Source organism: Clostridioides sp. ES-S-0108-01 (assembly GCF_020662285.1).
GTDB lineage: Bacteria > Bacillota > Clostridia > Peptostreptococcales > Peptostreptococcaceae > Clostridioides.
In genome coordinates this window covers 91,144-103,840 of the sequence record NZ_JADGMN010000003.1, presented here as the reverse complement: position 1 = coordinate 103,840, position 12,697 = coordinate 91,144, and the positions used below count along the sequence as shown (strand labels likewise).

Annotated in this window: 16 protein-coding genes; 8 read left to right on the top strand and 8 right to left on the bottom strand. The window is 26.1% G+C overall.

The window, feature by feature from the left end; translation table 11 throughout:
• Positions 1 to 23 precede the first annotated feature (23 nt).
• The gene (locus IR152_RS04325; RefSeq protein ID WP_227450578.1) at positions 24 to 257 is read right to left on the bottom strand and encodes a hypothetical protein; all 234 of its coding nucleotides are present in this window, start codon (positions 255 to 257) and stop codon (positions 24 to 26) included.
• A 376-nt stretch (positions 258 to 633) separates the two neighbouring features.
• Here IR152_RS04325 and IR152_RS04320 point away from each other — a divergent pair, with 376 nt between their 5' ends.
• The gene (locus tag IR152_RS04320) at positions 634 to 1,179 is read left to right on the top strand and encodes a helix-turn-helix domain-containing protein (RefSeq protein ID WP_227450577.1); all 546 of its coding nucleotides are present in this window, start codon (positions 634 to 636) and stop codon (positions 1,177 to 1,179) included.
• Positions 1,180 to 1,526: 347 nt separating this feature from the next.
• On the opposite strand, the gene IR152_RS04315 is transcribed toward IR152_RS04320, so the two are convergent.
• The 4 genes from IR152_RS04315 to IR152_RS04300 all read right to left on the bottom strand — a co-directional run bounded on the left by IR152_RS04315 (position 1,527) and on the right by IR152_RS04300 (position 5,077).
• Complete coding sequence (locus tag IR152_RS04315) at positions 1,527 to 2,147, bottom strand: hypothetical protein (RefSeq protein WP_227450576.1); 621 nt, start codon at positions 2,145 to 2,147, stop codon at positions 1,527 to 1,529.
• Positions 2,137 to 3,159: a uroporphyrinogen decarboxylase family protein gene (locus IR152_RS04310; RefSeq protein WP_227450575.1), complete on the bottom strand. Its 1,023-nt coding sequence runs from the start codon at positions 3,157 to 3,159 to the stop codon at positions 2,137 to 2,139. The genes IR152_RS04315 and IR152_RS04310 overlap by 11 nt, the downstream gene beginning before the upstream one ends.
• Before the next feature lies 1 nt (position 3,160).
• Positions 3,161 to 3,799 carry a B12-binding domain-containing protein gene (locus IR152_RS04305; RefSeq protein ID WP_227450574.1) on the bottom strand — a complete coding sequence of 213 codons (639 nt, stop codon included), beginning with the start codon at positions 3,797 to 3,799 and terminating at the stop codon, positions 3,161 to 3,163.
• A gap of 126 nt (positions 3,800 to 3,925) precedes the next feature.
• Positions 3,926 to 5,077: a GNAT family N-acetyltransferase gene (locus IR152_RS04300; protein ID WP_227450573.1), complete on the bottom strand. Its 1,152-nt coding sequence runs from the start codon at positions 5,075 to 5,077 to the stop codon at positions 3,926 to 3,928.
• Between the two features lie 421 nt (positions 5,078 to 5,498).
• Between IR152_RS04300 and IR152_RS04295 the strand changes: the two genes are divergently transcribed.
• Entirely contained in the window at positions 5,499 to 6,311 is an 813-nt protein-coding gene (locus IR152_RS04295; RefSeq protein ID WP_227450572.1) for an Mrp/NBP35 family ATP-binding protein, read from the top strand.
• 88 nt (positions 6,312 to 6,399) lie between these two features.
• On the opposite strand, the gene IR152_RS04290 is transcribed toward IR152_RS04295, so the two are convergent.
• Complete coding sequence (locus tag IR152_RS04290; protein ID WP_227450571.1) at positions 6,400 to 6,591, bottom strand: hypothetical protein; 192 nt, start codon at positions 6,589 to 6,591, stop codon at positions 6,400 to 6,402.
• A gap of 238 nt (positions 6,592 to 6,829) precedes the next feature.
• Between IR152_RS04290 and IR152_RS20210 the strand changes: the two genes are divergently transcribed.
• The 4 genes from IR152_RS20210 to IR152_RS04270 all read left to right on the top strand — a co-directional run bounded on the left by IR152_RS20210 (position 6,830) and on the right by IR152_RS04270 (position 9,528).
• Positions 6,830 to 6,988, top strand: coding sequence for a helix-turn-helix domain-containing protein (locus IR152_RS20210; protein WP_227450729.1), 159 nt, complete (start codon positions 6,830 to 6,832; stop codon positions 6,986 to 6,988).
• Entirely contained in the window at positions 6,958 to 7,092 is a 135-nt protein-coding gene (locus tag IR152_RS20250) for an AraC family transcriptional regulator (protein ID WP_311315426.1), read from the top strand. Before IR152_RS20210 ends, IR152_RS20250 begins: the two co-directional genes overlap by 31 nt.
• Positions 7,093 to 7,400: 308 nt before the next feature.
• Positions 7,401 to 9,020: a Na/Pi cotransporter family protein gene (locus IR152_RS04275; RefSeq protein WP_227450570.1), complete on the top strand. Its 1,620-nt coding sequence runs from the start codon at positions 7,401 to 7,403 to the stop codon at positions 9,018 to 9,020.
• A 313-nt stretch (positions 9,021 to 9,333) separates the two neighbouring features.
• Positions 9,334 to 9,528 (top strand): peptide ABC transporter substrate-binding protein, encoded by a 195-nt coding sequence (locus tag IR152_RS04270; RefSeq protein WP_227450569.1) that lies wholly within the window; start codon positions 9,334 to 9,336, stop codon positions 9,526 to 9,528.
• 737 nt (positions 9,529 to 10,265) lie between these two features.
• On the opposite strand, the gene IR152_RS04265 is transcribed toward IR152_RS04270, so the two are convergent.
• The gene (locus tag IR152_RS04265; RefSeq protein ID WP_227450568.1) at positions 10,266 to 10,520 is read right to left on the bottom strand and encodes a hypothetical protein; all 255 of its coding nucleotides are present in this window, start codon (positions 10,518 to 10,520) and stop codon (positions 10,266 to 10,268) included.
• A 281-nt stretch (positions 10,521 to 10,801) separates the two neighbouring features.
• Positions 10,802 to 11,083 carry a hypothetical protein gene (locus IR152_RS04260; protein WP_003420428.1) on the bottom strand — a complete coding sequence of 94 codons (282 nt, stop codon included), beginning with the start codon at positions 11,081 to 11,083 and terminating at the stop codon, positions 10,802 to 10,804.
• A gap of 306 nt (positions 11,084 to 11,389) precedes the next feature.
• Here IR152_RS04260 and IR152_RS04255 point away from each other — a divergent pair, with 306 nt between their 5' ends.
• The gene (locus tag IR152_RS04255) at positions 11,390 to 11,656 is read left to right on the top strand and encodes a DUF3795 domain-containing protein (RefSeq protein WP_227450567.1); all 267 of its coding nucleotides are present in this window, start codon (positions 11,390 to 11,392) and stop codon (positions 11,654 to 11,656) included.
• A 267-nt stretch (positions 11,657 to 11,923) separates the two neighbouring features.
• Complete coding sequence (locus IR152_RS04250) at positions 11,924 to 12,688, top strand: lysophospholipid acyltransferase family protein (protein WP_227450566.1); 765 nt, start codon at positions 11,924 to 11,926, stop codon at positions 12,686 to 12,688.
• The last annotated feature ends 9 nt before the right edge of the window (positions 12,689 to 12,697 follow it).

The following is a 12,697-nucleotide window of genomic DNA, read 5'->3' as shown; positions in this document are numbered from 1 at the left end:
CTTTTTTCATTAAATATTTATATTTATTGTAAAATTAATTGAATAGATGTTGAAATTGTAGTTATTACTATTCCTATCAGTGCTTCATATGGAATTAATCTAAATCTTTCTCCTATATCCATATTTATACTACCTGCACTAGTATGAAATAATGAGCCATGTGGTAATTGCTCGAACACACTAGAGCCTGCATTTACTATTGAAGCCCCTGAAATTGGTGCTAATAATACCATCATTGAGACAGCAATCGAAAACAAAGCTCTCTTTTCACCAAATATTCTTACAATCTGTTCTGATATCTTATCTACTACCCCTGTCTTTATTAAACTTCCAGCTAATACACCTTATGCTAAAGCTATAAGAATTGATGGTGATATATTCATAGCTCCAAAAGTTGTTATTTGCATAATATCCCCTCCTATCATAAGTTAATTATTTTTTACTTAATTTTATTTAAATATATTTTGAGTATCCTGTATTCACTTGTCAATTATATTTTAATTTATTCAATTAGATTGAACATAGTTTTTTCAAAACTTCATTATATATGTTATAATAATTTCATACTATATAATCTTTTTACTTGATTATTTTAAGTTAATATTTTTTAAATTAAAAAGAGAGGATATTCATATGAATGATTTAAATTTAGGACAAAAAATAGCTGAAGTTCGAAAAAAACAAAACTTAAGTATTCGAGATTTAGCAAAACTAGCTGATGTCACACCATCATTATTAAGCCAAATAGAACGAGGTCTTGCTAATCCATCTGTAAACTCATTAAAATCTATAGCCTCTTCCCTAAACGTTCCTTTATTTACATTTTTTGTATCTGAGGTAGATAAAAAAAGCTTGATAGTAAGACATGATAGTAGAAAAAGAGTTATTTTACCTGGAAGCAAAGAAGTTGTATATGAGATTTTAATTCCAGACTACAGTGGTAATTTAGAATTTGCAATTATGGATTTATCTCCAAATACTTCTTCTTGTGTTGATAGAATTACTCATAATGGAGATGAAATTGCATATGTTCTGGAAGGAGAAGTTAAGCTCTTTATGGACGATGATGAGTTTACTTTATTCAAAGGGGATAGTGTAAAGATTCCTTTAGGAACAAAACATAAATGGCAAAATGATTCAAATAGTGAAAGCAAAGTAATTTTTGCAGTCATCTTATAAAAGAATAAAACCCATGAAAACATATAAATTTATATGTTTTGATTCAGATGACATCTTGTTTGATTTTAATAAGAGTTAATCACATGCTTTTAAAAGACTTCTATCTGAATTTGATTTAGAACTTAATTTCGAGAAGTGTATAAAATCATATAGAAATATAAGCGATAAACTTTGGCTTGACCTTGAAAAAATACACTTCTTGAATTGGAGAAACTACTGTAACTCTTAAAGCTATACATATTAAATATAATATTATTTTGCAATAATTTTTTTGGTTTATAGATATAAAATAACCAAAAAAATTATTGCAATTTACACACAAAACAAATCTTAATCTTAAAAGCTGGCTAAAAACATTTTCTAGGACATTTACTGCATCTTGATTCTAAATTTTCTTCATCACCCATCAAAATAAGCATTGCGACACTTTTTATGGGAGATAGTTGATGATAATCATTGATTTCTATTTCTATATTATTATATTTATTTTTTATATAGTTATAAATATCCTTTTGTCTCTCTACTTCAAAATCTTTATCTCCCGGATATATCTCATGTGATATGTTGAAGCTAGCATATTTTTCTTTTAAGCACATTTTTATTTTCTCATTAATACAGTCTAAATATACTATACCTATTTTGTCAAGTGCTAATCCTGCCATCATATTGCTAGTTTTCATATAATCATTCATCTTGATGTCAATTTTATCTCCTATTGTATATAGTATAGCAAATGCTTTTTTACATTCTTTAGGCATTTTATCAATATCAACTTCACTTATATATACCTTAATATCCAAAATATTATTTATATTTTTTATTTCTCTTTCCACGATTTCAATAATTGTATCGGGTGCTTTTCTATTTCCATACCCCAAAAACTTTAGCACAATGTTCTTATCTATAAAAATATCTTCTAAATTTATATTCTCTAAAAGATATTCATTTTCATTACTATTATAATTCATCAATATCAATCCTATCTAATTCTTTATAACTAATTCTTCCTGCCTTTATAGCTGCTTGTAAATTTTCTACTGGAGTGGTATTTAAGCAGTTACATCCAAAATCACATAAGAAATTATCGTATCCTCTCATCTTCTTTAACAGCTTTAGTGTCTCTCTTCTGATTTTATCTGGGTTAGAACGTCCAAGAAGTTTTATTGGGTCCAAGTTACCAATCAACACTATATCTCTAGGAATCATTGGAGCAATTTCTTCATAGTCTAAAATTTGGTCTAAACTTACTGCATCTATATTACAACTTAACATATTATCTAATAATTCTCTGGTGTCTCCACATATATGCATACCTTTCCAACAATCAAGTTCATCGTAAATTTTATTTAAATTTTTTACTATATATTCATCAAATCTATCTTTACTTAAGGTTACTGATGTTGGTTCTGCTATTGAAATATATTTTGCTCCTGCTTTATTTGCAGCTACGGCATATCTTCTTACCAATTCAGTTGTAAATTCCAATAGTTCTTCTACAAATTTTTTGTCAGTTATTATGCATCTTAAAAGTTGTGTAGCTCCAGCTAATTGACCTGCAAGTGTAAATGGACCTTGTATCGACTCATATAGTGGTTTTTTAATATTTTTTGATATAAGTGATAAGCTTTCTATATTGAGTGGCATACGTCCACTTGTATAAGGGTCTGGAACGTCTAATTTTCTTAGTTTTTCCCTGTCAGTTATAGTATGTGTTAACACACTTGGAAAATCATAATCTGGTCTTAATGTCTCTAAACCCAGAGTTTCGCAAAATGTAATCCCATCACAGAATGAGTATATAAAGTCTGATTCAAAATACTTGTCCATAGTTTTTGCTAATTCTAATTGTAAATCTACACTATCATACACTTCATATGCCTTTTTATTTATTAAAAACAGTCCATTTGTACCCATATCAGGAAGAAAAAAACCTCTATCTTCACTATTTATATATTGAAGTAAAGTCATATCTGAAAACACGTTAAACTTCACCTCCTATAAGTTTGTTTATTAATTTTACTGCTCTTGGAGCATTTGAGCTATATCCATCTGCTCCTATTTCTTCTGCAAACTCCATACTTACAGGACCACCACCAATTATTACTTTTGGTCTTTTATCTATATTAATCCTATTAAGCTCGTCTATAACTGATTTCATATTTTCCATCGTTGTTGTCATCATTGAAGATAAGCCTATTATATCCACATTGTTTTTTATAGCTTCTTCTATTATATCTTCACTTTTTCTATTTACACCTAAGTCAATAACCTTATATCCAGTGGCTTCCACCATTACCTTTACAATATTTTTTCCTATCTCATGAGTATCTCCTTCTACTACAGACATTAGAATTACTCCCTTTGATTTTTTCTTTACTTTTCCAGTTCCTTTCAAAAGATTAATCCCTTTATTTAATGCGTCTGTACATACTATAACTTCTGAAAGATAGTATTCTTTATTCTCAAATTTATCTAAAGCTCCTATCATACCTTTATTTAAACCATATTCATAAATATCTTCCACATCAATATTTTTATCTATAGCAATTTTTACTAAATTTTCTATATTGTCTACACCCATATTTAATATACATTCTGCTATATCATCAAGTATGTCCATATAATACTCATCCCTTCTAATTCCTTACAAAAATTTTTTTTAATATCCAATAATTTCTGTTATTTAATAAGAGCTCACTTTAGGTATTAATTCTCTTTTATTTAATACAGTCTAAAAGTATAACAATTATTGATAATTTAAATTCGCAGTCCATGGAAAATCTACAGGAAATGCCTTTGTAGCAAATTCATGTATATTTTTTAGATGTTTAAATTCATTGTACTGCTCTTCATTTTTCTCAAAAAATAGTTTATTAAGCTTATCCAAACTTTCTATTACGAGTTCTTCCTCTTTGTACTTAATAATATATTTATTTTCAACTTGTTTAAATTCCATGTATTTTAATAATTTAGAATCCACATATTGATTAAAATAACTTCTTAAACTATCACATAGCTTAGTAAAGTTTATTATTTTCATAGTTCCTTGTTGGTAGTCCAAAGATTTTGTTCTATTACATTTCAACTGGTCTTTAAGATTTCTCACATGTACTTTATAATTTAAATATTCTAATCCAAATTTATTTGTAACATATTTCAATACATTTTCAATATTTACAGAATTTAACCCTATTTCAGCCACTTCTCCTACAATAGAATCTTCTTTTTTTATTGTTCTTATTATCAAGTATCCTATTACATCATTATTTTCTTTTATAAATATCTTTTTGTAATCAATCGGTCCCCAAGCAATAGTTGCTGCATGCAATAATTTTTGAAACTCATCCCTTGTTCTTATAAATCTAGTACTATTTTGATTATACAGTTCAATCATTTTGTCTAAATCATCATCTTTTTCAAAATTAGTTTCATCAAATTCAACTATTTCATATGGTATTTTCACATCTTCAGGTTTTATTGTATATTGGTAGAAACTTTTTATCAAACTGCAATTTCTTCTACTGTATAAACTTCTTGTTCCTGAAATGATTACAATATCTACACCATCATAAAACATTTTTTCTTCTACTTTATCCAATATCTTAGATGAATATCCTCTCTTTTCATAATCTGGATGAGTACATACTCCACCTATGGCTGCAACCTTCACCCTACTTCCTTGAATAGATACATCTTGAATTAGATAATTTACATCAGAAACCACTTTATCATCTTCTGATATTATAATCATATTTTCTATATTATTTTTATTTAGTAAAATAGGAAATTCCTCCATCATAGTTGGTTTATGATTTCTCGATATTCTAAATACATAGTTTATTAATTCTAGTACTTTATCAAATTCTTCTACTTTTGCACTTCTTGGTATTGATTCCATCTATATTCCTCCAAATATTATTTAAGATACCTAAACTCTATTACCTATAATAAAATATTTATTACTACATTTCTAATTATATCTTTTTTCTTTACAATTTTTAATTGTTTTTTTCATAAAATTTTTATAAAACATGCATCTAATTTCCAATTTCACTTATAAAATGACCAGTTATTTATAACATGTTGAAATATTTTTTATATATTTATATTATTAAGGTCTATAGGTCAATTGAAATAATCATTTCTTAAGAAGGTTATAATTTTTTTATTGCCTTCTTTTTTTATTATATACTATGAATAAATCAATAGAAAATTTTCTAAGTTACTTTTAAATAATGACTTTATTATTCAATTGTACTAAAATAGTATATGTAGGTTAAAAATAATCTAATAAATACTAAAGTTTGGAGGTAATAGATATGGCAGATTGTAATTCATGTCCATCAAAGGGAAATTGTAATAGTCAATCAAATTGTTCTATTGAAAATAACCCTAACAATAAATTTGGAAAAATAATTGGTGTTATGAGTGGGAAAGGTGGAGTTGGAAAATCAACTGTAACTGCTTTACTTGCTAATAAACTAAACAAAATGGGATATAAGGTTGGTATATTAGATTCAGATATAACTGGACCAAGTATTCCTAGACTTATGGGTGTAAAAAATGTAAAAGCTTATTCTGATGGCTCTTATATTTATCCTGTAGAAAACTCAAACAACATAAAAGTAATGTCTATAAACCTTATGATAGATGATGAAAATGAACCTGTTGTTTGGAGAGGACCTTTACTTGGAGGAGTTGTAAAGCAATTTTATACTGATGTACTTTGGGAAGAATTGGACTATTTATTAATAGATATGCCTCCTGGTACTGGTGATGTTGCATTAACAGTTATGCAATCCATACCTATAAGTGGAATAGTTATGGTTTCAGTACCTCAAGATTTAGTATCTATGATTGTATCAAAAGCTGTTAATATGGCTAAAAAAATGAACATAAAAGTTCTTGGAGTTATTGAAAATATGAGTTATATCCAATGCCCTGATTGTTCTAAAAAAATCAAGTTATTTGAAGGAGAATCTACTGAAAAGTTTTTAGATGATTTAGACTTAGAGCTTTTAGGAGAGCTTCCTATGACTAAAGAAATTATAGATATTACTCATAATGGAGTTACAGAAATTAGCGACGATTTAGACTTCATATTGACTAATGTAGTTGAAAAAATTAAATAAATAAAAATTTTATAATTTTATATTTATCAAAAAAAGAGGCTTGTATTTATTTTATAATCATACAAATAAATATAAACCTCTTTTATGTTTATCTATGTTTTAAATACACAAAATATTCTTCTATCTTGTCTTCATGCTTTACTTTTACTAGGTATTCATTATAATGAGCATTATATGGCTTAGTCATTTTGCATTCTATTACATTTTCTATGTCTTCTAATTCTAAAAGTTCTACATCCTTTAAAAATTTTCTTTCTATGAGTTCCATTAATCTTTCCATAATATATCCTCACTTCCCCTATAATTAAGATAAACTATATATCCTCTTAATACAAAGTTTACCTGTTTATTATATTATATCCAATATCTTACAGTTTCTAACATAACTCATAAATTATTTTAGCAAATAGAGATTGATTTTTTAATAAATATGCCAGGATAAAATGAAACATAAGCCAGCTCTTAGTTTTTATGTAAAGAAAACTATAGATTATATTCATAAAAACTAATCAGAAGATATAACAGTAAGCGACATATGTAATGACCTACAACTTAATAAAAGCTATTTTTGTTCTCTGTTTAAGAAAGAAAGTGGATATACTTTTACTAATTTTTTAAATAAAGTTAGAGTTGAAAAAAGTAAAAAATATCTATTAGAAAAAATTTATCTATTTTAGATGTTGCTGTACTAGTTGGATTCAATAGTCAAAATTACTATAGCATGGTTTTTAAAAAGTTTAATAACCTTACACCAATTGAATATAAGAATATTTATAACTAAAAAATATCGTTCTAAAAAGGATGATATTTTTTACATAGTTTTTATAATTATAGTTAATTCTTTGTTAAATTAATTGTACATAAAATACTCAAAATCTAAGTTCAAGTATTTAAATTACTATATATCATAAATTTTCTAAAGTTAACAACAACTTAAAAATTTAACATTCTCTTAACGTACACTTAACAAAACATTAATATTTTTATTGACAAAATTTGTTATTCTATATTATGGAAACAATAAATTTTAGTTAATAAAGTTTATAATTCAGATAAAAAATTTATTAATTTCTTAAGGGAGGAAATATCGTGAATATAGTAATTAGCCTTATCGGTGGACTTGGACTTTTTCTTTATGGGATGAGTTTAATGGGAGAAGGTTTACAAAAATCAGCAGGAAACAAATTAAAAAAAATTATTGAACTCTTAACAAGTAATGTTGTTATGGGTGTACTGGTAGGTACAGTTGTTACAGGTATTATACAAAGTTCAAGTGCTACTACCGTTATGGTTGTAGGATTCGTAAATGCGGGTATAATGAATCTAAGTCAAGCTATTGGTGTAATAATGGGGGCAAATATAGGTACTACAGTTACAGCTCAATTAGTTTCATTTAATCTTGAAGGAATCGCACCAATTGCTCTAGGTGTAGGTATTGTATTATATTTATTTACATCAAATCAAAAAACAAAGCATTTATCTGAAATACTTATAGGTTTTGGTATATTATTTACAGGGATGGAATTTATGAAAGATGCAGTAGCTCCACTTGCTGAATATAAAGCATTTACTGATGCACTCTTATACTTTAGTAAAAATCCTATATTAGGTATATTAGCAGGATTCGCTATAACTGGTATTGTTCAAAGTTCGAGTGCATCTATGGGTATGTTAATAGCATTAGCTTCTCAAGGAATACTTCCTCTATCATCTGCTTTACCTATCCTTTATGGAGATAATATAGGTACTTGTGTCACTTCACTTATATCAAGTGTTGGTGCAAGTAGAAATGCTAGACGTGCAGCTGTAATGCATTTAAGTTTTAATATCATTGGTACAATAATATTTATGCTTGTTTTAAATAAACCTATATCAGCTATAGTTACTCATTTTGACCCAACTGATACAGCCAGACAGATAGCAAACGCACATACTTTATTTAATCTTACAAATGTTATAATACTATTACCATTTTCTAAATACATAGTTAAATTAGCAAATAAACTTATACCTATTAAAGAAACTGAATCAGAAATAGTAAATAATACTAAATACTTAGATGAAAGAATGTTTAGCACACCATCTATAGCACTTGGTAATACTGTACAAGAAGTTGTAAGAATGGGTCATAAAGCTACAAACTCTTTAGAATATTCAATTGCAGGATTTTTAAATAAGAGCAATGAAGATATTAATAAAGCTTTTGAGTCAGAAAAAGTTGTCAATAAATTACAGAAAGATATATTGAACTATCTATTGAAACTTTCTAAAGAACCTCTTAGAGATGATGAACGTTTTAGAACAGATTTACTTTTTAATACTGTAAATGACATTGAAAGAGTCTCTGACCATGCAGAAAATATAGCTGAATTAGCTATGAGTGTTAAGGAAATGAATATTAGTTTCTCTGATAGTGCGATAAAAGAAATATATGAAATATACAATAAGACTATTACTAATTTCAAGGATGCTTTAATAGTTTTAGATGTTAAAGATTTTGAGTTAGCAAATAAAGTTTTAGAAGTTGAAAATGAAGTAAACTACTTAGAAAAAACTTTTAGAAATTCACATATGATTAGATTAAACAACGGAAATTGTACAATTGATGCTGGTGTACTTTATCTTGACTTACTTACTAATTTAGAAAGAATTTCTGACCACTCAACAAATATAGTAAAACAAGTATTAAAACTTAAACAAAAAATATAGTGATTACTTTTGTATGTAATCCTAATTAATGAGAAATAAGAAGCTATAGATAATGCTTATATCATTTATAGCTTCTTATTTTTTATATAATACTCAAATTTTTATAGTATTCTCTTATTATTAAACAATTCCTGTCTAGAATATTCTAAATATATATGATTTATTTTATAGAACGTCAATAATAACCAATATTTACTTTATTTATCTTCATTCAGTAATGTAATAAGTTTATTTTATATTTGGATACTATTATATAATCTAAATATGTTATTATATATTTGGATATTTTCATATTAATAGGAGGGATTCTACAATGATAAATTATATGGTAGAAATTATATATAATGAAAAAATAAGCGAGGTAGAAAATACATTAAAAATTGAAAATATACAATATGAATTTACTTCTCGTGATGGTTTTATATTTTTTGGTTTTTATGAGATGCTAGATGCATATAGATTTGAAACTTTATGTTCAGATGAAAGAATTCAATTTAAAAGAATATAATAAATAGAAAAAAGTACATATTGCTAGACCATTTGTTTTTTAAGCTTAGGCTATGTTTTAATGTAGCGTTGATATTATAAACAATTTTAATAATAAAAAAGTAGGGGTATCATATTGATATACTCCTACTTTTAGCTCGTATTATATTAATATTATTCATCAAAACTACCCTACAAACTGGAACTTATCATTCTTTCATAATTTTAAACTGTCATATTTAAAGTATGTAAAATTCTACTTGAGTTTTGCATAAACATAATACCAATCATTATCTAATTCAAAAGTATATTTAGTAATTTCCATTTTATTTTCTTTTAATATATTAATTAAACTTTCACGTGTAAATAGTGTAAATGATAAATTACTTTCATATAAATTAACACTGTTATCTTCATTAATATCTTAAAATAATATTTCCACTTTTGACTCTTTTTCCATGCCATTTAATATCTAATAATATAAAGAGATGTATTCTTTACCTTTGTATTTTAATTTATTATAAACTGTGAAATGTTTATTTTCTAAAATTACTTTATCCATTGTATCCATTTAATGCTAAGGCAGTTGCCTGAATATCATTACCACATGCTGAATCAATAATTGAAAGTGTATCTTTGTCATATGATGATAATAATTGTGCATGAGTTTCCATAAAGTCTAACTGTTTAATGCCATCAGTTGATATATCTCAATATAAAGAGTTATAAAACCAATTCATTTTAAATAAAACATAATTTTTAGTGTTTTCTGATATTTTCATCAAACAATATCCCTATTCCTCCTAATAGAGCTAATATAGAACCAAAATTTCTATATTGAGAAATAGATTGGTCTAGATAAATATTATATTGGTTAGTATCCATAGTTCCTCCATTTTGTTGAATAATATGCTCTGCACTAAATTCACCTAAACCTATACAGCAAAATAATACTACTAACCCAATTATAAAAGCAAATATACATATTGTTAATTTAAAATCCTTATTCTCCATAGTTATCCCTTCCATAAGTTAAATTTATTTGATTATTTTTACTAGGTGATATGTTACTCTTATTATACTATAGAACATATATTTACAACATAGTGCGGAAAGCCCACTCCTTTAGGTGTGAGATGGATAGCACAAATAGTGTATAAAAGGTATTGACATAAAAATACACATCTATAGATTATAAATGTGTATTCTGTACCATTACTAATAATAGGTTATACTTTTTTACCAATTTCTAGTTATTTATAACTATTAAAAAATAAATTTCATATAAAATAGTTCTATTGTACGATTGAAACTTTAATAATGTCTCCATTTTTTCTCTCCAAGTGAACTACTTCTCCAGTTAAATCATAGTCAAATGCTTTGACTAATATTTCAGTAACCTTTTTACCATCTACTACATCATCTTTTCCATTAAATAAATCCAAAGCATTATTCTCAATCATTCTCTTTGCAAAATTTACAGGTAACTTTATATGTATTTTATCGCCTGTATGTGATAAGACTCTTATTCTTAAAAACTTTTCTAAATTGTTTCTTGGTGTTTGTTTTGATGCCATGCTATTAAATCACTCCCCTTTATTTTTTATTTAATAATAAATTTTATTCTTAAGAATATATTTATATGTATTTATTATGAAAGTAATACTATTATTTTCTAATTTTGGTTTATATCTATTCTTCTTCAATATATTTATTTGATGAATATCTATAATTTATGACCAATCCCGTTTTATAAATGATTTTAAATCTATTTGTGGTGTTAATCCAACAACTTATATAAAAAATTTGTCCGATTTTTACAATGAAAAGTATAAATTTTGATATACAATCATATAAAATTTATATTTAAGGAGTGACTTAGAATGATAGAATCAAGATGTGGAATTTTGTGTTATGAATGTGAGTACAAGGAAAAAGTCAATTGTAAAGGATGTACATGTATTGACAAGCCTTTTTGGGGTGAAGAATGTCCTGTAAAATCCTGTTGTGAAGATAAAAACCTTACACATTGTGGTCTATGTGATGCATTTCCATGTGAAATGCTTAATCAATTTGCATATGATAAAGAACAAGGTGATGATGGAAAAAGAATTGCTCAGTGTAAAGAATGGGCTGTTGTAGCCTTATAATATAATCCCTTATTATAAAGTAAGTACTTTTAAACTGTTGTAGAACAATCTGCAACAGTTTTTATAATTAAATTTAAAGGTTATTTAATCAATTTAATAGAATATTAATCTATTGATTAGGTCTAATTACTAAAATTAGAAGTATAAAATCTTAATTTCTGTCTATTTAAAATATATGTTACAAAATGGAATTGAAATAGACTTAAATTTTGTTTTATGTTAAAATCTTTACAGTAATAAATAATTTTATTTTAAGGAGATAATTTTATGAATAATTACTTAAAATTTGCTACATATCAACTTATAGGCTTTACATCTTCCATACCTAGGCTCATTAAAATTAAAAAGAATCCTGATAAATTTAGCTTAAAAGAAAAATTTGAATTTATGCAAAAACAAGCTAGAAAATCTTTAGATATAGTAAATATAGAACTTAATATAATTGGTAAGGATACACTACCAAAAGAACCACTTCTATTTGTTGTAAATCATTCTAGTATGCTTGATAGCTTTATACTAACAGCAAGTGTAGAAAGACCAATTGGATGTGTAATTGCAGACGAACCAATTTGGAGAAATATACCTATATTTAAAGAATGGTCAAAATTGCTAAGATGTGTATATGTAAACAGAAAAAACAATCGAGAAGGTATAAAAAGTATTGCTGAAGCCTCTCAAAATATACTTACAGGTCAAAGTATGGCAGTATTTCCAGAAGGAGATTTAACATGGATTAAAGAACCAAATTCACTAGTTTCAGAGTTTAGAAGTGGAGCTTTAAAAATAGCATATAAAGCAAAATGCCCTATTGTTCCATTAGTAATAAAAAATTCAAAAGATACTTATGAAGGATACCAACCTATTGGTAAAATTAATTCTGTTCCTGTAGAAGTCGAATTTTTAGAACCAATTTATGACCATATCGAAAATCCTAGACTAAAGTCTTCTATACTAGGTGAAAATATAAAAAATAAAATGATAAATACAATAGAAAATTTTAGAAAATCAAATAAAACATTTAAAGAATTTTAATATTAAAAT